Here is a 22,898-nt window from a genome sequence, read left to right as displayed (position 1 = left end):
AGCACGAACGGGAGAGCACGAAAAAAGCCCGCGCCCCGACCACGCGGCAATTCGGTACCGGATTACCAAAAAAAGGTTGGCAGAAGTCGTTGCCCTGGGGCACAATAGCGTTAATCTTGTCACGCGGCGGATATAAGCCGCGGACATAAGTATGAGGGAGGAAAACCAATGCGTAGCCTCGTCAAGTGGGGTGTGGCGGCGTGTGCCGTCTTTGCGGTCGGCACCTTTGCGGGCGCCGCCCAGGCGGCCGACACCATCAAGATCGGCGCGTTCCTTTCGGTGACCGGACCGGCCTCGTTCCTGGGCGAACCGGAAAAGAAGACCCTGGAAATGTACGTCGAGCGCCTGAACAAGGATGGCGGCGTCCGGGGCAAGAAGGTGGAGTTGATCCACTATGACGATGCCGGCGCCCCCGACAAGGCGGTGACCTTCGCCAAGCGCCTGATCCAGAACGACAATGTCGATATCATCATCGGCGGCACCACCACCGGCACCTCGATGGCGGCCATCAAGGTGGTCGAACCGGCCGGCGTGCCGTTCATCTCGCTGGCCGGCGGCATCGACATCATCGACCCGGTCAAGAAGTGGGTGTTCAAGACCCCGCACACCGACCGCATGGCGGCCGAGAAGGTGTTCCTGGACATGAAGAAGAAGGGCATTTCCAAGGTCGCGATGATCTCGGAAGATGCCGGCTTCGGCAAGTCGGGCCATGACCAGTCGCTGAAGGTCGCGCCGATCTACGGCATCCAGATCGTCGCCGACGAGGTCTATTCGCCCAAGGACCCCGACGTCACCGCCCAGCTGACCAAGATCAAGAACACCGCCGGCGTTCAGGCCGTGTTCAATTTCGGCTTCGGCCAGGGTCCGGCGATCGTCACCAAGAACTTCAAGCAGCTGGGCATGAGCGTTCCGCTGTACCAGTCGCACGGTGTCGCCTCGAAGGACTTCATCAAGCTGGCCGGCGACGCCGCCGAGGGTATCCGCCTGCCGGCCGCCGGCCTGGTGGTGGCCGAACAACTGGGCGCCACCGACCCGCAGAAGCCGGTCGTGACCGCCTTCAAGAAGGAATACGAGGCGGCTTTCAAGTCCGACGTCTCGACCTTCGCCGGCCATGCCTATGACGGCCTGCAGATCGCCCTGGCCGCGATCCTGCGCGCCGGCTCGACCGACAAGGAAAAGGTCCGCGCCGAGATCGAGAAGACCTCGGGCTATGTCGGCACCGGCGGCCTGGTGTCGATGTCGCCGGAAGACCATATGGGCCTGTCGCTGTCGGCCTTCCGCATGGTCGAAGTCAAGAAGGGCGACTGGGTCCTGGCCGACTGACCAGACCTGGTTAAGAGCGGGGGGCCGATCGCGGCTCCCCGCCACCGCCAACCCCTGGGGGCTCCATGTTTGCCGAATTGCTGCAATACCTGTTCGCGGGTCTGACGTCGGGCGCCATCTACGCCCTGGCCGGACTGGGCTTCGCCATCATCTACAATGCCAGCCACGTGATCAATTTCGCCCAGGGCGAGTTCATCATGATCGGCGGCATGGCGACCTCGATGATGGTCGCGGCCGGTCTGCCGCTGCCGCTGGCCATCCTGCTTGCGGTGGTGGTGACCATGATGGTCGGCGTGGCCCTGGAAAAATTCGCCATCGAGCCGGCGCGCAATTCCGACGTGGTGACCATCATCATCATCACCATCGGCGCCTCGATCTTCCTGCGCGGCCTGGCCCAGGTGGTGTGGGACAAGGAATTCCATTCGCTGCCGGCCTTCTCGGGCGAGACCCCGATCAACGTCGCCGGCGCGACCTTGATGCCGCAAAGCATCTGGGTGGTCGGCATCTCGGTCCTGGTGATCGTGGCGCTGTGGTGGTTCTTCAACCGCACCCTGTTCGGCAAGGCCATGCTGGCCACCTCGTTCAACCGCCTGGCCGCCCAGTTGATGGGCATCGGCGTCAAGAAGGTGCTGATGGTCAGCTTCGCGCTGTCGGCCCTGCTGGGCGCGGTCGGCGGCATCGTGGTGACGCCGATCACCTTCACCAATTACGAAGCCGGCATCATGCTGGGCCTGAAGGGCTTCTCGGCCGCCGTGCTGGGCGGGCTGGGCAACGGCCTGGGCGCCATCGTCGGCGGCCTGGTCGTCGGTATCGCCGAGGCCTTGGCCTCGGGGTACCTGTCGTCCGCCTACAAGGACGCGGTCGCCTTCGTCATCATTCTGTTCGTCCTGTTCTTCCTGCCGAACGGCCTGTTCGGCAAGAAGGGCACTGACCGGGTGTGATCATCATGTGGAAAAACGCGCGCATCGGCGGCCTGGCGGCGCTGGCGACCATCCTCGCCCTGGCCCCGCTGGGTTTCCCCAACGCCTATTTCTACGACGTCGCCGTCAAGGCCTTGTTCAACGCGGTGGTCTGCGTCGGGCTGAACCTGCTGATCGGCTATGCCGGTCAGATCAGCCTGGGCCATGCCGGCTTCTTCGCGCTGGGCGCCTATGGATCGGCGATCCTGACCTCGACCTACAAGGTCGCGCCCCTGCCGGCGATGCTGATCTCGGCGGCATTGGTCGGGCTGCTGGCCTATCTGGTCGGCCGGCCGATCCTGAAGCTGAAGGGCCATTACCTGGCCATGGCCACGCTGGGCATCGGCATCATCATCCACATCGTGCTGAAGACCGAGGCGCGGATCACCGGCGGCCCCGATGGCATGAGCATCGATCCGTTCAGCCTGATGGGCTTCACCATGATGGGCGACCGCATGTGGTACTGGGCGGCGGCGGTGTTGCTGGTGCTGACGGTGTGGCTGTCCTTGAACCTGATCGACAGCCCCGTAGGCCGCGCGCTGCGTGCCGTGCACGGCTCCGAGGTGGGCGCCGAGGTGGTCGGCGTCGATACCTCGTCCTACAAGGTGATGGTGTTCGTGGTCTCGGCGGTGTTCGCCAGCCTGGTCGGCTCGCTGTTCGCCCACAAGGACGGCTTCATCACCCCCGATATCGGCAGCTTCTTCCGCTCGGTCGAGTTCGTGGTGATGGTGGTGCTGGGCGGCATGGCCTCGACCTTCGGGTCGGTCATCGGCGCGGTGATCCTGACCCTGCTGCCGCAGGTCCTGACCTTCGTCGAGGATTACGAGGCGATGGTCCTGGGCGGCATCATGATGGGCATGATGATCTTCCTGCCCAAGGGTTTGCTGCCGGCCGTGGTCAGCCAATTCCGCAAGCGGGGGGCCGCACGATGAGCTTGCTGAAAGTCGACGGTCTGTCCAAGGAGTTCGGCGGCATCCACGCCATCGAGGACCTGTCCTTCACCATCAACCCCGGCACCATCCATTCGATCATCGGACCGAACGGCGCCGGCAAGACCACGCTGTTCAACCTGATCACCGCCGTCTACACCCCGTCTTGCGGCAAGATCTTGTTCGACGACAAGGACATCGCCGGCAAGAAGCCTTACGAGCTGGCGGCCATGGGCATGAGCCGGACCTTCCAGAACCTGCAGATCTTCTTCAACATGCCGGCCATCGAGAACGTCATGGTCGGCCACCATCTGCATCTGGACCGCCGCTTCCTGCCATCCTTCCTGCGGCTGCCGTCGGTCACCCGCAAGGACCGCGAGTGCCGCGACTATTGCGCGTCGCTGATGGAGTTCGTCGGCCTGGCCAAGTACGTGACCGCGGATGCCGCCCAGATGCCCTATGGCGCCCTGAAGCGGCTGGAAATCGCCCGAGCCCTGGCGGCCAAGCCCCGCCTTTTGCTGCTGGACGAGCCGGCCGCCGGCCTGAACGCCACCGAAAGCCGCGAGATCGACGAGGTCATCAAGAAGGTCGCCCAGACCGGCGTGACCGTGGTGCTGGTCGAACACGACATGAAGATGGTCATGGGCATTTCCGATGCCATCCTGGCCATCGATTACGGCCGCAAGCTGGCCGAGGGCACGCCGGCCGAGGTTCGGGCCAACCCGGATGTCGTCGCCGCCTATTTGGGAGCCCATGCGTGATGCTGCTCGAAATTTCCGGGATCACCAGTCATTACGGCCGCATCCAGGCGCTGCGCGGCATCGATGTCGAGGTCCGCGAGGGCGAACTGGTCGCCTTGGTCGGTGCCAACGGCGCCGGCAAGACCACCTTGCTGCGCGGCATCTCGGGCGTGCAGCCCCTCACCGCCGGCACCATCAAGTTCGACGGCAAGGACATCACCCGCATGCCGGCCGATGCCCGCGTGGCGCTGGGCATCGCCCAGGTGCCGGAAGGCCGCCAGGTGTTCGGCCCGATGTCGGTCGAGGACAATCTGCGCCTGGGCGCCTATCGCCGCAAAGGCTGCGACGTCGAAGCCGACATGAAGCGCATGTACGACATGTTCCCGATTCTGTTCAAGAAGCGGGAACTGCCGGCCGGCACGCTGTCGGGCGGCCAGCAGCAGATGTTGGCCATCGCCCGCGCCCTGATGAGCCATCCGCGCCTGTTGCTGCTGGACGAGCCCAGCATGGGCCTGGCCCCCTTGCTGGTGCAGGAAATCTTCGACGCCGTCGTCGCCTTGAAGGAAGCGGGAACCACCATCTTCCTGGTCGAACAGAACGCCTATGCCGCCCTGGCCATCGCCGATCGCGGCTATGTGCTGGAGACCGGATCGGTGGTGATGAGCGATACCGGCAAGACCCTGCTGGCCGACGAACGGATCAAGGAAGCCTATCTGGGACTTTAGGACTTCCTTGGGGCGATCCCGGCTCCTACACTGCCGGCTCGATTGTTCGGCAGATCCCTTGATCATGGACCAGACCCGCCTTGGCATCATGGCCGTCTTGCTGGCATTCGTCAGCTGGGGCGTGTTCGGCGTCTATTTCCACGCGCTCGGCAGCCTGCCGGCCGCCGAGATCATGGCGCACCGGGCCATCGGCACCACCTTGTTCTCGGTCCTGGTGCTGGCCTTGTGGCGACGCCTGGCCGACATCCGGGCCATCCTTGGCAATCCGCGCCACGCGCTGGGACTGGCCGCCTCGGCCTTGGCCATCGGTGCCAATTGGGGCGGCTTCATCTGGGCCTCGGCCAACGGCCGGGCCTTGGAAGCCAGCCTGGGCTATTTCATCTATCCGCTGGTGTCGGTCCTGCTGGCCCGCCTGGTCCTGGGCGAGCGCCTGTCCGGGCGCCAGTCGGTGGCGGTCGGGCTGGCCGCCTTGGCGGTCGGCTGGCTGGTGGCGCACGGAAACGGCATTCCCTGGGTGGCGCTGGTGCTGGCCTTCAGCATGGCGTTCTACGGATTGCTGCGCAAAACCATCAATGTGCCGGCCCTGGCGGGCCTGGCGGTCGAGACCGGGTGGATGGTGCTGCCCGCGCTGGCCTATCTGGTCTGGATCGGCGGCGGCGAGGTGGGCCAGGCCGATGGCCGGACCATCGGGCTTCTGGCCCTGGCCGGCCCGATCACCGCCATCCCGCTGGTTCTGTTCGCCGTCGGTGCCCGCCGGCTGCGCCTGTCGACCCTGGGGATGCTGTTCTACATCAATCCGACGGTGCAGATGCTGATGGCGGTGCTGGTGCTGGGTGAGGCCTTCACCATGGCCCACGCCGTCGCCTTCCCGGTGATCTGGGCGGCCCTGGCCCTATATTCCTGGCCGAAACGCTAAAGCAGGGGTTGCGCCGACGCGCCAAGCCCCCATACTTGCAGCAATCGCGAAATCAAGGAGCAAAGCCCATGCCCATGGAAGCCGGTGTGATCGAAAAAATGATCAAGGAAGCCTTTCCCGACGCCAAGGTGATCATCGAGGACCTGCGCGGCGACGGCGACCATTATTCGGCCCTGGTGGTCAGTTCGGCCTTTGCCGGCAAAAGCCGGGTGCAGCAGCACCAGATGGTCTATGCCTCGTTGAAGGGCATGATGGGCGGCGATTTGCACGCCCTGGCCCTGCAGACCGCCACACCCGAAACCGCGCCCGACTGGGCCAAGGCCTAGACCGCCCCCACCAGCAGCGCGTTCAGCTCCCTGAGGCTGGCGAAAGACGGCGTCTGGTCCACCCGGCGCTTGGCGTTGGCCACCTGCTCGGCGCTCCAGCCGGTCAGGCCGGCCAGGATGGCATCATCCATGGCGTGGAAATCCAGCATGGTCCGCACCCCCAGCGGCCCCAGCGCCGCCGCCTTGTCGGGAAAGGACAGCTGCAGCTGCGCCTGGCCCACCCAATCCAGGCAGGTCTGAATCGAAGCCGGCGTCATCATGTAAAGCTCGACCGGATTGGTCTGGGCCAGGTTCTGAACGCCATCCAGGCCCATTTCCTTCAAGCGGAACGCGGTGAAGCTGGAAATGCCCTGGATGGTGGTCAACGGCATGCTGGCCGCCTCGCCTTCGGGGCGGAAGAACTTCAGGCCGCGGCGCAGCTTGTCCAGCATGATGTCCGGCGCCATGCCGGTCAGGAAGGCCATCACGATCAGCAAGGACGGCTTATCCGACGCACTGGGCAGGCCCAACACCTCGTCCAGGCCGCCGTGATAGATGTGGTGCAGCACCGCCGCCAGGGTGGTGGCCAGCAAGATGTTGACGCTCATGGCGTAGAAGGTGGCCGGGTTGATGTTGCGCGACACGATGCGGGTCACCAGGTTCTGGATCATCCAGATGAAGGCCCCCAGAAAGGCGAACGACACCGTGCACAAGGTCAGCATCGCGTAATTCTGGTAATCGCCCTTGATGATGTCGGCGCCGCCCAGGATGAAATCCTTGGCCAGCGGGTCGATGCGCGCGCCGTAGAAGGTCAGGAAGGACAGGATCGACACCTGGAAGGTGGTGAAGGCCACCGGAATGATGAAATGCGTCACCGAGAAGCGGTCGGCCATCTGCTGCGCCGACTGGAAGCCGCGCGCCCGCTCGATGCCGGCATAGCTGGCGGCAAGGCGCTCCAGTTCGCTTTGCTTGACCCGCGACAGATAGGTCGGCAGCAGCATGCCGCACGCCAGCACGAACAATGGCATCATCGCCGTCAAGGCCGGCGATACCCACGACATCAACTCCGTCATCATTCCCCCCGGAACCTCTTCCCGATCCCGGCACTATGCCCCATTTACGGGCTTGTTTCATGTGTTTTTACAACCTGTGAGGCAGGCCAAAAAACCCGGCTTGGCGGTTGCATATCACCCAGGCCCATCCTACATTGACCGCAATCCGCCTTAATCCCCAGCAAGCAGGGTTATGTCCATGAGCAATCCGGTTTTCGAGCGTATCCAGCAGGACCTGGCCGAGAACGACATCGTTCTCTACATGAAGGGGACCCCGATGTTCCCGCAATGCGGCTTTTCCGCCGCCGTGGTTCAGGTCCTGTCGGAACTGGGCGTCAAGTTCAAGGGCATCGACATCCTGGTCGATTCCTCCTTGCGCGAGGGCATCAAGCAGTACACCAACTGGCCGACCCTGCCGCAGCTTTACGTCAAGGGCGAGTTCGTCGGCGGCTGCGACATCGTGCGCGAGATGGCGGCCAACGGCGAGTTGAAGGCGCTGCTGACCGACAAGGGCCTGATGTAGGGTTTTCGGACCCTCCTACCCGCCTTGAAATGCGAAAAGCCACCCTGCGGGGTGGCTTTTTTGCGTTGATTCCAAAGGACTAGGGGGATGGGTTGGTTCTTCTGGGCGGGCGGTTGGCCCACCCTTGGGGTGTTCCGCGCACAGCTTGCCCGCCCTAGGATGACAGCATGTCAATTCGTATCGGGGGTCTGACCATGTCGAGCTGTCATGAATGCAAGGATTTCGTCCCGGTCCACAAGGCGGTCGAAAAGGGCATGATCTCCGCCGCCGACGCCAACAAGGCGCGCAACGACATTCACGGCTTCAACGCCTTCTGCCAGTGCGAGGGCTTCGTCAACACCTGCCGCAAGGATGACGATGGCTGCCTGTGCTTCCTGTCCAAGGCCAAGGTGCACTAGCTCCTGACCTCTTCAAGAAAAAGACGGCCGGCCTACAAAATGTGGCCGGCCTTTTTTTCGTCCTCGGTCGCCGGGCGGATCGCCTTGACCTCGCAGGAAAACAGCAGGTCCATGCCGGCCAGCGGATGGTTGCCGTCCAGCACCGCCTTGCCCTCGGCGATCTCGGTGACGGTGTAAAGAACCGATTCGCCGCCGTCGGTCGGCGTCGCCTCGATCTGCATGCCCGGCTCGGCGTCGGCCGGCAATTCGGCCAGATCGACCAGGGTGACCAAGCCGGCATCGTAATCGCCGAAAGCATCTTCGGGCGACAAGCGGATGGTCAGGGTGTCGCCCACCACCTTGCCGGCCAGCGCTTCCTCGATGCGGGGGAAGATGGCATCGTGGCCGCCATGCAGATAGACCAGCGGGTCGCGCCCCTCGTCCACCATGTGGCCGTCGCTGCCGCGCACGGAATAGGCCAGGGTGACCACATGGCCGGGCTGGATGCGGGCGCTCACAGGTCGAGGTCCTGCACGAAGCGGGCGTGCTTCTGGATATAGTGGAAACGCAGTTCCGGCTTGCGGCCCATCAGGGTCTCCACCAGATGGGCGACATCCTTGGCTTCCTCGCGGTCTTCCTCGGTGCGGCCCGACGGCAAGGTGACGCGGATCAAGGTGCGGCGCTTGGGATCCATGGTGGTTTCCTTCAATTGCGCCGGTGGCATTTCGCCCAGGCCCTTGAATCGGCTGATCTCGATGTTCTTCTTGCCGGCGAAGGTGGTCTTCAGCAGCTCTTCCTTGTGGGCGTCGTCGCGGGCATAGACCACCAGCTGGCCGTGGGCCAGGCGGTACAGCGGCGGCATCGCCAGGAACAGATGGCCGTTCCTGATCAGGTCGGGCATTTCCTGGTAGAAGAAGGTCATCAGCAGGCTGGCGATATGGGCGCCATCGACGTCGGCGTCGGTCATGATGATGACCCGCTCGTAGCGCAGCTTTTCATCGTCATAGGAATCGCGGGCGCCGCAGCCCAGCGCTTCGATCAGATCCTTCAGTTCCTGGTTCTGGCGCAGCTTGTCGGTCGAGGCCGAGGCGACGTTCAAGATCTTGCCCCGAAGCGGCAGGATCGCCTGAATCTCGCGGTTGCGGCCCGACTTGGCCGAGCCGCCGGCCGAATCGCCCTCGACCAGGAACAGTTCGGTGCCGACCGCCACCTGGCGCGAGCAATCGGCCAGCTTGCCGGGCAGCCGCAGCCGCTTGGTCGGGGTCTTGCGGGTGGTTTCCTTGGCCAGCTTCTTGCGTTGGCGTTCTTCCGCCCGCTCGATGATCCGGGCCAGCAGGGCCTTGCCGGATTCCGGGTCGCCCGACAGCCAGTGGTCGAAATGGTCCTTGATGGCGTTCTCGACCAGGCGGGTGGCCTCGGTGCTGACCAGCTTGTCCTTGGTCTGGCCCTGGAATTGCGGGTCCTTGAGGAACAGGCTGACCAGAACGCAGGCGCCGCCCATGACGTCCTCGCTGGTGACGGCCGCCCCCTTCTTGTTGGCCAGCAACTCGCCATAGGCGCGCAGGCCCCGGGTCAGGGCGTTGCGCAGGCCCGCCTCGTGGGTGCCGCCGTCGGGGGTCGGCACGGTGTTGCAATAGGTGTTGGTGAAGCCGTCCTCGTCATCGTCGGGCCAGGCCACCGCCCATTCCACCTGCCCCATATCGTCGGCCAGGGGCGCGATGCCGGCGAAGAAGCCGCGCGTCAGCAGCGGGCGCTTGTTCAGCACGCTGTCCAGGAAGTCGGACAGGCCGTTGGGGAAATGCAGGGTATCTTCCGCCGGGATCTCGTCGGTATCGTCCAGCAGGGACGGATCGCACTTCCAGCGGATCTGCACGCCGCGGAACAGATAGGCCTTCGAGCGGGCCATGCGGTAAAGGGTGCGGGCCTTCAAGAAGGCGCGGTCGCCGAAGATTTCCGGATCGGGATGGAAGGTGACGGTGGTGCCGCGCCGGTTCTGGACCGCGCCCACCTCGACCAGCCCGCCCTGGGCGACGCCCCGGCTGAATTCCTGGCGGTAAAGCTTGCGCTCGCGCGCCACTTCGACCACCAGCCGGTCGGACAGGGCATTGACCACCGACACGCCGACGCCGTGCAGGCCGCCCGACACCTTGTAGGCGTCGCCGCCGAACTTGCCGCCGGAATGCAGCGTGGTCAGGATCACTTCCAGCGCGCTCTTGTCGGGGTATTTGGGATGCGGATCGACCGGGATGCCGCGGCCGTTGTCGCGGATGGTGGCGTTGCCGGCGGCATCGAGCTCCAGCTCGATCCAGCTGGCATGGCCGGCCACCGCCTCGTCCATGGAATTGTCCAGCACCTCGGCGACCAGATGGTGCAGCGCTCGCTCGTCGGTGCCGCCGATATACATGCCGGGGCGACGGCGCACGGGTTCAAGGCCTTCAAGGACCTCGATATCCTTGGCGGAATAGTCGACCCCCTTGGGGGCCAATGGCTGGAACAGATCGGACATGGCGGGCATTATAGGAAAGCATGAGGGCGGCGCAAGCGGATGCTGTAGGATGCCCGCAACGCCCTACAACATCTTGTAAAGTGAATTTCCGACCATGACCCCCATCCCGCAAAGCATCGAGAACACCAATGCGCCCCGCGGGCGCCTGTCGATTCGCACCGTCGCCATGCCGGCCGATACCAATCCGCAAGGGGTGATCTTCGGCGGCTGGCTGCTGGCCCAGATGGACCTGGCCGGCGGCACCCATGCCTTCCACCGCGCCAAGGGGCTGGTGGTCACCGTCGCCGTCGAAGCGATGACCTTCCACGAGGCGGTGTTCGTCGGCGACGAGGTGTCGTGCTATACCGAGGTCATCAAGGTCGGCAAATCCTCGATCACCGTGCGGGTCGAAGCCTGGGTGCGGCGACGCTGGGGCGAGGCCGAGCAGATCAAGGTGACCAGCGCCAGCTTCACCTTCGTCGCCATCAACGAGGACCGCTCGAAGCGCCTGGTCCCGCCCGAGGAATGATTATTTCCCGGTGATCCACGTCACCTTGAAGCCCAGCACATGGCCGTCCATCACGTCGATGGCGATGGGAAAGGGTGACCACACCCAGGTCTCGACCCCCTTGCCCTTGCCGGGGCAGCGCCGGGACGGCTTGCCCAACTGATCGATCACCGCCTGAACCGTGTCCCCCAGCGCCAGGCCGGAAAAGCCCGCCGGCATCTCGGTCGGCGGCCCCATCAATTGCACCGCCACCGCCACGTCGTCCTGATAGGTCACGACGTAATAGGGATTGGGGATCGAACGCTGGGCGATGAAATAGGCGCGCGCCTCGGTACGCCAGTCGATGGCGGTGATGGCGTCGGGCGGACCCAAAGCCTCTTCGACCTGGCGCAGCCCCTGCGAGATCGCCACCGCGCCAATGCGCAGACAAGGCAGGAAGCTGGTCGGCTTGGTGCCGTGGGCCATGGATTGGCCGACATCGTTGGCCACCGCGCAGGCCAGGTTGCGGTCGGCGGTGCGCACGAACCGGCCGGCAACAGGCTTGGGCATGGCGCCGGGTTCGGGCAGTCCCTCGGGACCCATGCAGGCGGCCGAGGCAGAGGAAGCGGTGGCCACGAGCATGGCCAGAAGGGCAAGGATTTTCATGGCGCCGGATGATAGGCGCGAACGCCGGCTCTGTCACCACCGGCGCGGGGTGCGGTGGGCTTTCCTCCTCGCCGTCGATGTAGGCGCCGGGACAGGTCCGTCAATTCCCGGGAATCTTACGGCGATTTAATGATGCCGAAAGGTGCGTGTAACCAGACGACGGGCATAGTTGTCGTCATCAGGAAGAGACAAGACGTCCAGCGAACCAGCGCTCCTCGCAGACGACATCCTCTCCCCGACAGGCGGACGAACTCCTCCGCCGACCGGTCCCGCGGCCCCCCTCCCCCACCGCCGCGGGAACACTTCACCGGCCGATCCCCCCTCGGCCGGCCCAGCGGAAAACGGCCCCCGCAGCGATCCCCCTGGCTGCGGGGGCTTTCCTTTGGGGCGGCCCACACGGTAATCTGGGAGCACCATGCGAATCCTGCTGATCGAAGATGACGGTGAGGCGGCGGCCTATCTCGCCAAAGGGCTGAAGGAAGCCGGCCATACCGTGGACCACGCCGCCAACGGCACCGACGGTCTGTTCCTGGCCACCACCGAACGCTACGATTCGATGATCGTCGATCGCATGCTGCCGGGCCTGGACGGGTTGGCCATCATCCAGACCCTCAGGAATTCCGGCCACACCACCCCGGTCCTGATCTTGTCGGCGCTGGGCAAGGTCGATGACCGCGTCCGCGGCCTGAAGGCCGGCGGCGACGATTATCTGGTCAAGCCCTATGCCTTCGCCGAATTGCTGGCCCGCATCGAGGCACTGGGCCGGCGCGCCCAGGCCACCCAGCCCGACACCCGCCTGAAGGTCGAGGATCTGGAAATCGACCTGCTGGCCCGCGCCGTCACCCGCTCGGGCCGGGCCATCGACCTGCAGCCGCGCGAATTCCGCCTGCTGGAATATCTGATGCGCCATGCCGGCCAGGTGGTGACGCGGACCATGCTGCTGGAAAACGTGTGGGAATATCATTTCGACCCGCAGACCAACCTGATCGACGTCCATATCAGTCGGCTGCGCCAGAAGGTCGATAAGGATTTCGACCAGCAATTGATCCATACCGTGCGCGGCGCCGGATACTCGCTCCGTGCGGCCCGCTAGTTTTCCCCTGCCGCCCCTGCTGCGCGCCACCATCTTTCGGATGGCGCTGTCCTATCTGGGCATCTTCACCGTCTCGGCCATCGCGCTTCTGGCCCTGGTGTCGTGGACGACCTCGGTGTTCATCGAGTGGCAGATCCAGGAAACCGTCGAGGCCGAGACCACCGGCCTGTCCGAGCAATATCGCGAGCGCGGAATCACCGGCATGGCCGAGGTCATCGGCAGCCGCGCCTCGCAGGATCTGGAACGGCGCGCCGTCTATCTGCTCAGTTCGCCCGACGGTACCCGCCTGGCCGGCAATCTGTTCGGCTGGCCGACCGAATCGGTGGCCGAGGGCGGCTGGATGCGCTTTCCCATCGAACGGTTCGGCGAAGGCCGGTTCGGCACCGACATCCTGGCCCGCCTGTACATCCTGCCCGACGGCCACAAGCTGCTGGTCGGCCGCTCGCTGCACGAAGCCCGCCGCGTCAAGTCGGCCATCAACCGCGCCCTGGGCTGGGGTCTGGCGCTGACCATCCTGTTGGGCATCGTCGGCGGCTATCTGACCAGCCGGCACATGCTGCAGCGGGTCGATTCCATGAGCCGCACGGCGCGGCGCATCGTCGGCGGCGACATGACCAGCCGCATGAAACTGAGCGGCGCCCGGGACGAGTTCGACCAACTGGCGGCCAGCTTCAACGACATGATGGACGAGATCGAGCGGCTGGTGGACAACATCCGCACCGTCTCCGACAACATCGCCCACGATTTGCGCACGCCGCTGAACCGGCTGCGCTCGCGCATCGACGTCGCCCTGCTGGCCGAGCCCGACGCCGCCGCCTTGCGGCGCACGCTCGAGGAAACCCTGGCCGAGGCCGACAATCTGCTGGCCACCTTCAACGCCCTGCTGGCCATCAGCAATGCCGAATCCGGCCAGCGCCTGCACAGCTTCGAGCCCCTGGACCCGGCACGCCTGGCCGAGGACGTGGTCGAATTGTACGAGCCGCTGGCCGAGGACAAGGGGATTTCCCTGTCGTGCCATGCCGATATTGGCCTGCAGTTGGACGGCGACCGTCATCTGCTGTTCCAGGCCCTGGCCAACCTGGTGGACAACGCCGTCAAATACACCCCGCCGCAAGGCCGGGTCGCCGTGACCGTCGCCGGACTGGATCAAGCCATCGAAATCGCCGTGACGGATTCGGGGCCGGGAATTCCCAAGGAAGCCTGCGACCGGGTCCTGGACCGCTTCGTCCGCCTGGATCAGACCCGGTCGACGCCGGGGAACGGCTTGGGGCTGTCGCTGGTCCGCGCCGTGGCCCACCTGCACGGCGCCACCCTGAACCTGGACGATAACGGGCCGGGCCTGAAGGTGCGGATGACCTTCCCCCTGTCCCAGGGCTGATCAGATCAGGAACAGGTCGTCCAGGGCCTTGAACAGGTCGTCGCCGAAGGACGGCCCCTTGTGCAGCACCGGCACCTTGCGCGGCAGCAGGGCCAGACGTTCGTCACCCTGGTCCAGCGAGGTGATCACCGCGATGGGGATGTTGCGGGTGGCCGGCATCGACACTAGGCCGATGGCCAGGTCGATACCGTCGAGATGGGGCATGATCGCCGACACCACGATCAGGTCGGGCTTGGTCTGCACCGCCTGCGAGAAGGCCTCGATGGTGTCGGGCACCACCGAGACGCGGTAGCCGCATTGCTGCATTTCGCGCTCGACGAAGCGGGTCTGGGCGCCGGGCGGCATCACCAGCATCACCTCGACGTTCCGGACCTCGATGTCGCCGACGTCGAAGCCCAGCCGGGCCGGCAGCTTGCGCACCAGGGCGGCGGTTTCGGTGTCGGGGTCCATCCGACCCTCGGCCAGGGCCAGCATGATGTCGATGAAGGATTGCAGATCGTCCCACAGCCGGGGCGGAACCACGCGCGGCGCGTGGGTAACGTAATCGTCCAGGCGCAGCGCCACCGTGGCCAGCTGGCGCAGCCCGAAATTGGCGGCCTGCCCCTTGAAACGAAGGGCGGCGCGGCGGAACGGCTCNCACCACCGAGACGCGGTAGCCGCATTGCTGCATTTCGCGCTCGACGAAGCGGGTCTGGGCGCCGGGCGGCATCACCAGCATCACCTCGACGTTCCGGACCTCGATGTCGCCGACGTCGAAGCCCAGCCGGGCCGGCAGCTTGCGCACCAGGGCGGCGGTTTCGGTGTCGGGGTCCATCCGACCCTCGGCCAGGGCCAGCATGATGTCGATGAAGGATTGCAGATCGTCCCACAGCCGGGGCGGAACCACGCGCGGCGCGTGGGTAACGTAATCGTCCAGGCGCAGCGCCACCGTGGCCAGCTGGCGCAGCCCGAAATTGGCGGCCTGCCCCTTGAAACGAAGGGCGGCGCGGCGGAACGGCTCGATCACCTCAGCCTCGGTCTGATGACCGTTGCGGCCGGAATCCAGTTTGACGTCAAGCTCCTGCAGAACCTCGACCACCTCGTCAAGGAACTCGTTGCGCATCTCGTCTGCCAGGTCGTGCAACTTACCGGTACCGGAATCAGTCATCGAGTTCGCGCCCTTAATCGCTGCCCCCAGCCGTGTCACCTTACTCCCTATGTCTGGCTGCGACTACCCTTCCGGAAAGGCATTGATGCATTCGGACGGTTGCGTTGGGAGCAAAACCCTACGACACTGGAACATCGCCTGAATTCGCGGCCAAGGGATGCCGAACGTTGACGACAGAACATACGCTGGATCGCATCGCCAACCGGGAAATCCTGTCCTGCATGCCCGAGACTCCGATCGTCGAGGCGGCGCGGCAGATGGCGTCGCTGCGGTGCAGCTCGATCGTCATCGTCGAGAATGGGTTGCCGGTCGGCATCTGGACCGAGCGCGACGCCCTGGCCATCGATTTCACCAACCCCGCCTCGGTTCGCCGCCCCATCTCGACGGTGATGAGCAAGCCGATCAAGACCATCCATGCCTCGACATCGGTGGGCGACGCCGGTGTCCGTTTCCAGATGGAAGGGGTACGCCATTTCGTGGTGATCGACGATGCCGGCCACCCGGTCGGCGTAGTCACCCAAAGCGACGTCATCTTGCGCCACGGGGTCGAGCATTTCCTGGTGCTGCGCAACGTCGCCTCGGCCATCAAGCGGCCGATGGTGATGATCGGCGACCAGGCGCCGCTGACCGAGGCCGTGGCCGAAATGCGCGCAGGCCAGGTCGATGCCGCCGTGGTGATGGGCGAGCGCGGCGAAGCGCCCGGCATCATCACCGAACGCGACGTGGTGCGCATCATCGCCTCGGGCGGCGAGGTCCCGGCCCGGGTCGGCCTGATCGCCAGCCGCCCGCTGATCAGCATGAACAAGAACGACAGCCTGTTGGCCGCGCGCAACATGCTGGAGGAACGCCATATCCGCCACCTGGCGGTGACCGATGACGACGGCACGCTGATCGGATTGCTGTCCTTCTCGGACATCCTGGCGACCTTGCAGTACGAGTATGTCCAACGGCTGGACGAAGCCTTGCGCGAACGCGACGAGGCCTTGCTGAAATCCCGCAAGGACCTGCATCTCGCCCGCAAGGTCATCGAGGCGTCGCTGGACGGCATCATCATCTGCAGCCCGCAAGGCCTGATCGAATTCGTCAACCCGTCCTTCACCCTGCTGACCGGCTATGCCTATGACGAGGTGATCGGCAAGAATCCCAGCCTTTTGAAGTCCGGCCGCCACGACGAGACCTTCTACCGCGCCATGTGGGACACCCTGGCCGCCGAGGGCGTCTGGCAGGGCGAGGTGTGGAACCGCAGAAAGACCGGCGAGATCTACCCCGAATGGCTGACCATCAACGTCATCCGCGACGAGGACGGGCGCATCACCCAATATGCGGCGGTGTTCTCGGACATCACCGAGCGAAAGCGCACCGAAGAGCGCATCAAGAACCTGGCCTATTTCGACGTGCTGACCGGGCTGCCCAACCGCCGCCTGTTCACCGACCGCCTGCAGATCGCCATCGCCAACGCCCACCGCCACGACCACCAGTTGGCGATCATGTTCCTGGACCTCGACCTGTTCAAACGCATCAACGATTCGCTGGGCCACGGCATCGGCGACCGGGTGTTGGTGGAAACCGCCAACCGCCTGAGCCATTGCGTGCGGGAAGGCGATACCGTCGCCCGGCTGGGCGGCGACGAATTCGTGGTGCTGCTGCCCGAAATCGACCATATCGAGGACGCGGCCAAGCTGGCCGAACGCATCATCGCCCACGTCAAGATGCCGTTCCAGGTCACCGACCACGAGCTTTACGTCACCACCTCGATCGGTATCGCCGTCTATCCCGATGACGGCACCACGGCGGAGACCCTGATCAAGAACGCCGACACCGCGATGTACCGGGCCAAGGATCTGGGCCGCAACGCCTTCCAGCTCTACACGCCGGCCATGAACGCCCGCTCGTTCGAGCGTTTGGCGATGGAATCGGCGTTGCGCCACGCGCTGACCCGCAATGAATTCACCCTGGTCTATCAAGGCAAGGTCAATCTGGTGAACGGCCAGATGTCCGGTGTCGAGGCCTTGGCCCGCTGGCGTCACCCCGAAATGGGCATGGTGTCGCCGGTCGAGTTCATTCCGCTGGCCGAGAATATGGGCCTGATCTCGGAAATCGGCGCCTGGGCCTTGAAGGCCGCCTGCCACCAATGCAAAAGCTGGCATGAACTGGGCCTGCCCAAGGTCCGGATCGCCGTCAACGTCTCGACCCTGCAATTCCGCGAGGGCGACATCCCATCGCTGGTCACCGAGGCGCTGGCCGAAAGCGGGCTGGAACCGCATTACCTGGAGCTGGAAATCACCGAATCGGTACTGATGGCCCGGGTCGATGACGTCTCGCAGGTGCTGCGGGATTTGCGCGCCATGGGCGTGCATGTGTCGATCGACGATTTCGGCACCGGCTATTCGTCGCTGTCCTATCTGAAGAAGATTCCCATCGACGCCCTGAAGATCGACCGCTCCTTCGTCGCCGACATCGAGGACGGCACCGGCGACGGCGCCGAGATCGTCTCGACCATCATCGACCTGGCTCATAATTTGAAGCTGCGCGCCATCGCCGAGGGCGTCGAAACCGCCGAGCAGGCCGACTTCCTGCGCTCGAAGGGCTGCGACGAGATCCAGGGCTATCTGGTCAGCCGCCCGGTCTCGGGCGAGGATCTGATCAGCCTGTTCGACCGCGACCTGCTGCCCGGGGCCTAGGTTTTGGAGTAACTGGGGCAAAAGTCCGGGCACGCAGATGCCGCATAACCCTCTCCCCTTGTGGGAGAGGGTCCGCGCGAAGCGCGGGGGTGAGGGGTCTTACGCGCGGCGAGCGCGTAAAAAACGTCTTTGTATCAAGCACATCATATGGCGCGCCGACGCGCGCGCCCCTCACCCGGCCGCTTCGCGGCCACCCTCTCCCACAAGGGGCGAGGGTTATGCTGCGCTTGCGTTTCGGACTCATAAGTCCGCATCCACAGGCGGGAATCCATGCCCCTGCCTGCCCGAGGGCACTGCAACGCGGCGCATCCCTTGTCATCCGTGTCTTTCCTGCTGGCCGGGTGGGAGCGGGCGGCGCCACCCTTTCCGGTGGATCATTCTCCCCGGATCACGGTACAATGCGCCTTGTGTCCGCCCGCATGACGGACAGAGCGGCGATGAAGGGGGCTGGCACCCCCTCCACCGCCTAACCACAACCCTGTACCAGGAGTACGAGGTCATGGCTGACGTCTATTATAGCCGAAGGTTTCCTTTTCCTACACCGCCGCTTTCGCGCGGCGGTGATCGGATAGGACTGGCCGGAAGCTAAGGGCGGGCGCCGGCGGGTCGGGTTGTCCGATTCGTCGCTCCGGCCCGACCCGTTTGCCCGGCGCCGCTCTGGCTTCCGGCCGGTTTCCCCGGCCGTGAGATTTCTTATCCTCGCCGTCCTGTTGGTGGCGACGTGCCCGCGTGCGGCCGCGTCGGAAGCGCTGCCCGGTCCGTATCTGGCCCAGCTTGTCCGGGTGATCGACGGCGACACAATCGAGGTTCGGGTGCATGTCTGGTTGGGTCTGGACCAGACCGTGCGGGTGCGGCTGGTGGGCGTCGACGCCCCCGAGATGCACGGGGCCTGCCCCGCAGCGGCCATCGCCGCCCGCGACTTCCTGGCCCGTCTGCTGGATGGCGGGCCGCTGGTGCTGACCCGCATCACCCACGACAAGTATGGCGGACGGGTCGATGCCGCCATCGGCTTGCCCACCGGCGAAGACGCGGCCCAGGCCCTGCTGGCCGCCGGTCTGGTGGGAAAGTGGCCCAGCCGCAAGGGGGCGCCCAATTGCCCGCCGTTCGGAAACTGATCGACAGTGCCGGGCGGCGACGATCAATCGCGATCCTTCTTGCCCTTCTTGTCCTTCTTGTCCTTCTTGTCCTTCTTGTCCTTGCCGTGGCCCTTCTTCTCGTCATCCATGCGGTGGTCTTCCGACATGCCGTAATTGGGCGAGCCCGTCTTCGAGCTCGAGGTCGAGGTCCCGGTGGACTTGTTCATCTGCTCGGTCGCGGCCTGGGTGGCGGCGTCCTTGGCGGCCTGGGTGACGGTATCCTTGACGGACTGGGCCTGGCTGCCCTGGGCGGCCAGCACCAAGATCGCGGCAACGGCGACGACAAACTTCATGGACAGGTTCCTCCAAGGTTTCCATTGAAACCTCAGAGTGAACCTATCCCAAAAGAATGTAAACCGGTCAGCCGGCCAGCGCCGCCTCGATCCGGGCCACCGCTTCGGCGGCCTGGGTGGCGTCGGGGCCACCGGCCTGGGCCATGTCGGGACGGCCGCCGCCGCCCTTGCCGCCCACCGCTTCCGATCCGACCCGGACCAGATCGACCGCCGAGAAGCGCCCGGTCAGATCGTCGGTCACCGCCACCACCAGGCTGGCCTTGCCGCCATCGGTGGCGACCAGGGCGACGACACCCGAGCCGATCTGCTTCTTGATCTCGTCGGCCATGCCCTTCAGATCCTTGGCCGGCACGCCGTCCAGGACCCGGCCCGAGAAATTGATGCCGGCCACCTGCTTGACGGCGGCACCGCCGCCGCCACCGCCGCCGGTGGCCATCTGCTTGCGGGTTTCGGCCAGTTCGCGCTCCAACCGCCGGCGATCCTCGATCAGGCTGGCGACGCGGGCCGGCAGGTCGGCGGGCGCCGCCTTCAGCACCGCGGCCGTCTTGGCCAGCAATTCTTCCTGCTCGTTGGCCCACGCCAGGAAGGCGCTTCCGGTCACCGCCTCGATGCGGCGCACGCCGGCGGCGACGGCGCTTTCGGCCAATACCTTGATGCCGCCGATGTCGCCGGTGCGCCCGACATGGGTGCCGCCGCACAGTTCGACCGAGAAGTCGCCCATGGACACGACGCGCACTTCCTCGCCGTACTTCTCGCCGAACAGGGCCATGGCCCCGGCCTCGATGGCGGCGTCGGGGGTCATCAGCTTGGTGCCGACCGCCGCATTCTTGCGGACCTGATCGTTGACGCGGATTTCGACGGCGCGCAATTCATCGTGGCTCAGCGCCTTGGGGTGGGCGAAATCGAAGCGCAGGCGGTCGGCCCCGACCTGACTGCCCTTCTGGGTGACGTGGTCGCCCAGCACGGCGCGCAGCGCGGCGTGCAGCAGGTGGGTGGCCGAATGGTGGCCGCGGGTGGCGTCGCGCCGGGCGACATCGACGGCGAAATGGGCGTCCTCGCCCACCGTCACCGGCCCGCCCTCGACCGTGCCGACATGGACGATCAGATCGCCCAGCTTCTTCAAGGTGTCGCGCACGACGATGCGGGCCTTGCCGCCGGCGATGGTGATGATGCCTGAATCGCCCATCTGGCCGCCGGATTCACCGTAGAACGGGGTCTGGTTGGCCACCACCATCACTTCATGGCCGGGATGGACCGCTTCCACTGCCTTGCCGGATTCCACCAGGGCGACGATCTTGCCCTCGGCGTCGGTGGCGTCATAGCCCAGGAACTCGCTGGCGCCGACCTTCTCGCGGGTCTCGAACCACAAGGTCTCGGTGGCCGCCTCGCCCGAGCCGGACCACGCCTTGCGGGCCTCGGCGCGCTGGCGCTCCATGGCGGCGGCGAAGCCGTCGGTATCGACGCCGATACCCTTGGCCTTCAAGGCGTCCTGGGTCAGGTCGAGCGGGAAGCCATAGGTGTCGTAAAGCTTGAACGCCACCTCGCCGGCCAGCTTCTGGCCCGAGCCCAGGCGGGTCAGTTCGTCGTCCAGCAACTTCAGGCCCTTGTCCAGCGTCGCCTTGAACCGGGTTTCCTCGAGCTTCAGGGTTTCGGTGATCAGGGCGCCGGCACGGCCCAGTTCGGGATAGGCATCGCCCATCTGGGCGATCAGGGCCGGCACCAGCTTCCACAGCAAGGGCTCGGTGCAGCCCATCAGGTGGGCGTGGCGCATGGCGCGGCGCATGATGCGGCGCAGCACATAGCCGCGTCCCTCGTTCGACGGCAGCACGCCGTCGGCGATCAGGAAGCAGCTCGAGCGCAGATGGTCGGCGACGACGCGGTGGCTGACCTTGTGCGGGCCATCGACATCGGCGCCCGAAGCGTTGGCCGACGCCTCGATCAGGGCGCGCATCAGGTCGATGTCGTAATTGTCGTGCTGGCCCTGCAGCACGGCGGCCAGGCGTTCCAGTCCCATGCCGGTATCGATGGACGGCTTGGGCAGTGGGATGCGGGTGGCCTTGTCCACCTGCTCGAACTGCATGAACACCAGATTCCAGATCTCGATGAAGCGGTCGCCGTCCTGGTCGGGGCTGCCGGGCGGGCCGCCGGGGATGTGCTCGCCGTGATCGAAGAAGATTTCCGAGCACGGGCCACACGGGCCGGTGTCGCCCATGGCCCAGAAATTGTCGGACGTCGGGATGCGGATGATGCGGTCGTCAGAGAAGCCGGCGATCTTCTTCCAGGCGTTGAAGGCCTCGTCATCATCGTGATAGACGGTGACCAGCAGCTTGTCCTTGGGCAGCCCGAATTCCTTGGTGATCAGGTTCCAGGCCAGCTCGATCGCCCGATCCTTGAAATAATCGCCGAAGCTGAAATTGCCCAGCATCTCGAAGAAGGTGTGGTGGCGGGCGGTATAGCCGACATTGTCCAGGTCGTTGTGCTTGCCGCCGGCGCGCACGCACTTCTGCGAGGTCGCAGCGCGGACATAATCGCGCTTCTCGATCCCGGTGAAGACGTTCTTGAACTGCACCATGCCGGCATTGGTGAACATCAGCGTCGGGTCGTTGCGCGGGACCAAGGGGCTCGAGGACACGACTTCGTGGCCGTTCTTGCCGAAATAGTCGAGGAAGGCGCGGCGGATGGTATTTGCGGTTTGCATGGGACCCCGGGAATCAGGCGCTGAATTGGACCCTCGCTTTTACCCTTTGGCCCGCCCCCTGTCCAGTCGAGCGGGGCTGGTGCCGGGGCCGGTCCTACGATAGAGTGCCGACCATGCATGCAATCCTCGCGCTTATCCTCGTGCTGTTCGCCACCCAGGCTTTTGCCGGACCGATCCGTTGCTCGGACGATGGCGAGGGCGGCGCCTGCGTGTGGGGCCGGGCCGAAGGGTTCGACGGCGCCACCCTGCAGGTGCGCGGCCTGAAGATCCATGTGGTCGGCATCGGCGTGCCCAGCCGTCGCGACCTGTGCGCCAGCCGCGCGACGAAAGAGGAATTCGACTGCGCGCGGCCGGCCAGGAAACGCATGGGCGAATTGCTGGCCAAGGGGGTGGCCTGCGACATCCTGGACGTCTCGGGCGACAAACTGCACGGCCGCTGCCGGGTGACCGAGGGCGACCTTGGCCGTCTGCTGGTGGCCGCCGGCACCGCCAAGGCGGCCAAGGACGGCCCCTACGAGCCCGATCAAGCGGCGGCCTTGGCCGCCCACAAGGGCCTGTGGGCCACCGACATCGTGCTGCCGAAGGATTGGGACGCGGTCAGGCGGAAGGCGGAATAGGTTTGCGTCCAGGCTTCGGCAGAGGCTGCTCGATTTTCCGTTTCCGTTTCAGTTTCCCTTTGCCGTCACCCTCGGGCTTGACCCGAGGGTCCACGCGCTGGGGCACAAAAGTCTTTTAGAACAATGGGATGGGCGGGACCGCGTGGCTGCCCGGGTCAAGCCCACGGCTGTCCGGTTTAAATTTTGGCGTCCCGCCGCAAACGCTTGTGGCGCGAGCCTTTCAGAGCCTCGAGCCCGGAATGGACGCGAGTCGTCGCCCCACACTCCGTCATGCCCGTGCTTGACACGGGCATCCATGTGGCGCCGCGCAAAAATCGAATGGAAACATCGCGTTATGCGGATGCGCGTGGATGGCCGGGTCAAGCCCC

22 protein-coding genes and 1 pseudogene are annotated in these 22,898 nt (G+C 65.3%); 15 read left to right on the top strand and 8 right to left on the bottom strand.

Features of this window, described 5'->3' with window-relative positions; translation table 11 throughout:
• Window positions 1-168 precede the first annotated feature (168 nt).
• From MTBLM5_RS01695 to MTBLM5_RS01665, 7 genes are all read left to right on the top strand, one after another.
• A complete protein-coding gene (locus tag MTBLM5_RS01695; protein ID WP_173974079.1) occupies window positions 169-1,323 on the top strand; it encodes an ABC transporter substrate-binding protein in 1,155 nt (384 codons plus the stop codon).
• A gap of 65 nt (window positions 1,324-1,388) precedes the next feature.
• Window positions 1,389-2,264, top strand: a complete 876-nt coding sequence (locus MTBLM5_RS01690; RefSeq protein WP_173974078.1) for a branched-chain amino acid ABC transporter permease — start codon at window positions 1,389-1,391, stop codon at window positions 2,262-2,264.
• Window positions 2,265-2,269: 5 nt separating this feature from the next.
• On the top strand, window positions 2,270-3,214 hold the full coding sequence (locus MTBLM5_RS01685) for a branched-chain amino acid ABC transporter permease (protein ID WP_173974077.1): 945 nt from the start codon (window positions 2,270-2,272) through the stop codon (window positions 3,212-3,214).
• A complete protein-coding gene (locus MTBLM5_RS01680; protein ID WP_173974076.1) occupies window positions 3,211-3,972 on the top strand; it encodes an ABC transporter ATP-binding protein in 762 nt (253 codons plus the stop codon). The genes MTBLM5_RS01685 and MTBLM5_RS01680 overlap by 4 nt, the downstream gene beginning before the upstream one ends.
• Window positions 3,972-4,676, top strand: coding sequence for an ABC transporter ATP-binding protein (locus MTBLM5_RS01675; RefSeq protein ID WP_173974182.1), 705 nt, complete (start codon window positions 3,972-3,974; stop codon window positions 4,674-4,676). The genes MTBLM5_RS01680 and MTBLM5_RS01675 overlap by 1 nt, the downstream gene beginning before the upstream one ends.
• Window positions 4,677-4,740: 64 nt before the next feature.
• A complete protein-coding gene (gene rarD, locus MTBLM5_RS01670) occupies window positions 4,741-5,592 on the top strand; it encodes an EamA family transporter RarD (RefSeq protein WP_173974075.1) in 852 nt (283 codons plus the stop codon).
• A 68-nt stretch (window positions 5,593-5,660) separates the two neighbouring features.
• Window positions 5,661-5,918 (top strand): BolA family protein, encoded by a 258-nt coding sequence (locus MTBLM5_RS01665; RefSeq protein ID WP_173974074.1) that lies wholly within the window; start codon window positions 5,661-5,663, stop codon window positions 5,916-5,918.
• Here MTBLM5_RS01665 and MTBLM5_RS01660 read toward each other — a convergent pair.
• Window positions 5,915-6,958: a hypothetical protein gene (locus tag MTBLM5_RS01660; RefSeq protein WP_173974073.1), complete on the bottom strand. Its 1,044-nt coding sequence runs from the start codon at window positions 6,956-6,958 to the stop codon at window positions 5,915-5,917. The genes MTBLM5_RS01665 and MTBLM5_RS01660 overlap by 4 nt on opposite strands.
• A 190-nt stretch (window positions 6,959-7,148) precedes the next feature.
• Between MTBLM5_RS01660 and grxD the strand changes: the two genes are divergently transcribed.
• Both grxD and MTBLM5_RS01650 read left to right on the top strand, forming a co-directional pair.
• The gene (gene grxD, locus MTBLM5_RS01655; RefSeq protein ID WP_068503252.1) at window positions 7,149-7,472 is read left to right on the top strand and encodes a Grx4 family monothiol glutaredoxin; all 324 of its coding nucleotides are present in this window, start codon (window positions 7,149-7,151) and stop codon (window positions 7,470-7,472) included.
• 167 nt (window positions 7,473-7,639) lie between these two features.
• Window positions 7,640-7,870, top strand: a complete 231-nt coding sequence (locus MTBLM5_RS01650) for a hypothetical protein (protein ID WP_173974072.1) — start codon at window positions 7,640-7,642, stop codon at window positions 7,868-7,870.
• 32 nt (window positions 7,871-7,902) lie between these two features.
• On the opposite strand, the gene MTBLM5_RS01645 is transcribed toward MTBLM5_RS01650, so the two are convergent.
• A complete protein-coding gene (locus MTBLM5_RS01645) occupies window positions 7,903-8,367 on the bottom strand; it encodes a peptidylprolyl isomerase (protein WP_254430862.1) in 465 nt (154 codons plus the stop codon).
• Entirely contained in the window at window positions 8,364-10,355 is a 1,992-nt protein-coding gene (gene parE / locus MTBLM5_RS01640) for a DNA topoisomerase IV subunit B (protein ID WP_217424954.1), read from the bottom strand. Before parE ends, MTBLM5_RS01645 begins: the two co-directional genes overlap by 4 nt.
• A gap of 94 nt (window positions 10,356-10,449) precedes the next feature.
• Here parE and MTBLM5_RS01635 point away from each other — a divergent pair, with 94 nt between their 5' ends.
• Complete coding sequence (locus tag MTBLM5_RS01635) at window positions 10,450-10,863, top strand: acyl-CoA thioesterase (protein WP_254430861.1); 414 nt, start codon at window positions 10,450-10,452, stop codon at window positions 10,861-10,863.
• On the opposite strand, the gene MTBLM5_RS01630 is transcribed toward MTBLM5_RS01635, so the two are convergent.
• Window positions 10,864-11,487 carry a hypothetical protein gene (locus tag MTBLM5_RS01630; protein ID WP_173974070.1) on the bottom strand — a complete coding sequence of 208 codons (624 nt, stop codon included), beginning with the start codon at window positions 11,485-11,487 and terminating at the stop codon, window positions 10,864-10,866.
• A gap of 415 nt (window positions 11,488-11,902) precedes the next feature.
• Between MTBLM5_RS01630 and MTBLM5_RS01625 the strand changes: the two genes are divergently transcribed.
• Complete coding sequence (locus MTBLM5_RS01625) at window positions 11,903-12,580, top strand: response regulator transcription factor (protein ID WP_173974069.1); 678 nt, start codon at window positions 11,903-11,905, stop codon at window positions 12,578-12,580.
• On the top strand, window positions 12,567-13,958 hold the full coding sequence (locus MTBLM5_RS01620) for a HAMP domain-containing sensor histidine kinase (protein ID WP_173974068.1): 1,392 nt from the start codon (window positions 12,567-12,569) through the stop codon (window positions 13,956-13,958). Before MTBLM5_RS01625 ends, MTBLM5_RS01620 begins: the two co-directional genes overlap by 14 nt.
• Here MTBLM5_RS01620 and MTBLM5_RS01615 read toward each other — a convergent pair whose 3' ends face one another.
• The gene (locus MTBLM5_RS01615) at window positions 13,959-14,522 is read right to left on the bottom strand and encodes a PleD family two-component system response regulator (protein ID WP_173974067.1); all 564 of its coding nucleotides are present in this window, start codon (window positions 14,520-14,522) and stop codon (window positions 13,959-13,961) included.
• 340 nt (window positions 14,523-14,862) lie between these two features.
• Window positions 14,863-15,060 (bottom strand): annotated as a pseudogene (locus MTBLM5_RS18800) (Hpt domain-containing protein); the annotation flags it as partial.
• Window positions 15,061-15,272: 212 nt separating this feature from the next.
• Between MTBLM5_RS18800 and MTBLM5_RS01605 the strand changes: the two are divergent.
• Both MTBLM5_RS01605 and MTBLM5_RS01600 read left to right on the top strand, forming a co-directional pair.
• Window positions 15,273-17,786, top strand: coding sequence for an EAL domain-containing protein (locus MTBLM5_RS01605; protein ID WP_173974066.1), 2,514 nt, complete (start codon window positions 15,273-15,275; stop codon window positions 17,784-17,786).
• Window positions 17,787-18,469: 683 nt separating this feature from the next.
• Entirely contained in the window at window positions 18,470-18,901 is a 432-nt protein-coding gene (locus MTBLM5_RS01600; protein ID WP_173974065.1) for a thermonuclease family protein, read from the top strand.
• 23 nt (window positions 18,902-18,924) lie between these two features.
• On the opposite strand, the gene MTBLM5_RS01595 is transcribed toward MTBLM5_RS01600, so the two are convergent.
• A complete protein-coding gene (locus tag MTBLM5_RS01595; protein ID WP_173974064.1) occupies window positions 18,925-19,215 on the bottom strand; it encodes a hypothetical protein in 291 nt (96 codons plus the stop codon).
• A gap of 67 nt (window positions 19,216-19,282) precedes the next feature.
• Entirely contained in the window at window positions 19,283-21,913 is a 2,631-nt protein-coding gene (gene alaS, locus MTBLM5_RS01590) for an alanine--tRNA ligase (protein WP_173974063.1), read from the bottom strand.
• Window positions 21,914-22,026: 113 nt separating this feature from the next.
• Here alaS and MTBLM5_RS01585 point away from each other — a divergent pair, with 113 nt between their 5' ends.
• Entirely contained in the window at window positions 22,027-22,530 is a 504-nt protein-coding gene (locus tag MTBLM5_RS01585; protein WP_173974062.1) for a thermonuclease family protein, read from the top strand.
• The last annotated feature ends 368 nt before the right edge of the window (window positions 22,531-22,898 follow it).

The organism is Magnetospirillum sp. LM-5 (assembly GCF_902729445.1).
Lineage (GTDB): Bacteria > Pseudomonadota > Alphaproteobacteria > Rhodospirillales > Magnetospirillaceae > Magnetospirillum.
Note: the sequence above shows the minus strand (reverse complement) of the source record. Positions and strands in the feature narration are given on the sequence as shown.

Coding starts and splice junctions, on each gene's coding strand:
- MTBLM5_RS01695 (WP_173974079.1), top strand. CDS start 169: ATGCGTAGCCTCGTCAAGTGGGGTGTGGCGGCGTGTGCCGTCTTTGCG.
- MTBLM5_RS01690 (WP_173974078.1), top strand. CDS start 1,389: ATGTTTGCCGAATTGCTGCAATACCTGTTCGCGGGTCTGACGTCGGGC.
- MTBLM5_RS01685 (WP_173974077.1), top strand. CDS start 2,270: ATGTGGAAAAACGCGCGCATCGGCGGCCTGGCGGCGCTGGCGACCATC.
- MTBLM5_RS01680 (WP_173974076.1), top strand. CDS start 3,211: ATGAGCTTGCTGAAAGTCGACGGTCTGTCCAAGGAGTTCGGCGGCATC.
- MTBLM5_RS01675 (WP_173974182.1), top strand. CDS start 3,972: ATGCTGCTCGAAATTTCCGGGATCACCAGTCATTACGGCCGCATCCAG.
- rarD (WP_173974075.1), top strand. CDS start 4,741: ATGGACCAGACCCGCCTTGGCATCATGGCCGTCTTGCTGGCATTCGTC.
- MTBLM5_RS01665 (WP_173974074.1), top strand. CDS start 5,661: ATGCCCATGGAAGCCGGTGTGATCGAAAAAATGATCAAGGAAGCCTTT.
- MTBLM5_RS01660 (WP_173974073.1), bottom strand. CDS start 6,958: ATGTCGTGGGTATCGCCGGCCTTGACGGCGATGATGCCATTGTTCGTG.
- grxD (WP_068503252.1), top strand. CDS start 7,149: ATGAGCAATCCGGTTTTCGAGCGTATCCAGCAGGACCTGGCCGAGAAC.
- MTBLM5_RS01650 (WP_173974072.1), top strand. CDS start 7,640: ATGTCAATTCGTATCGGGGGTCTGACCATGTCGAGCTGTCATGAATGC.
- parE (WP_217424954.1), bottom strand. CDS start 10,355: ATGTCCGATCTGTTCCAGCCATTGGCCCCCAAGGGGGTCGACTATTCC.
- MTBLM5_RS01635 (WP_254430861.1), top strand. CDS start 10,450: ATGACCCCCATCCCGCAAAGCATCGAGAACACCAATGCGCCCCGCGGG.
- MTBLM5_RS01630 (WP_173974070.1), bottom strand. CDS start 11,487: ATGAAAATCCTTGCCCTTCTGGCCATGCTCGTGGCCACCGCTTCCTCT.
- MTBLM5_RS01625 (WP_173974069.1), top strand. CDS start 11,903: ATGCGAATCCTGCTGATCGAAGATGACGGTGAGGCGGCGGCCTATCTC.
- MTBLM5_RS01595 (WP_173974064.1), bottom strand. CDS start 19,215: ATGAAGTTTGTCGTCGCCGTTGCCGCGATCTTGGTGCTGGCCGCCCAG.
- alaS (WP_173974063.1), bottom strand. CDS start 21,913: ATGCAAACCGCAAATACCATCCGCCGCGCCTTCCTCGACTATTTCGGC.
- MTBLM5_RS01585 (WP_173974062.1), top strand. CDS start 22,027: ATGCATGCAATCCTCGCGCTTATCCTCGTGCTGTTCGCCACCCAGGCT.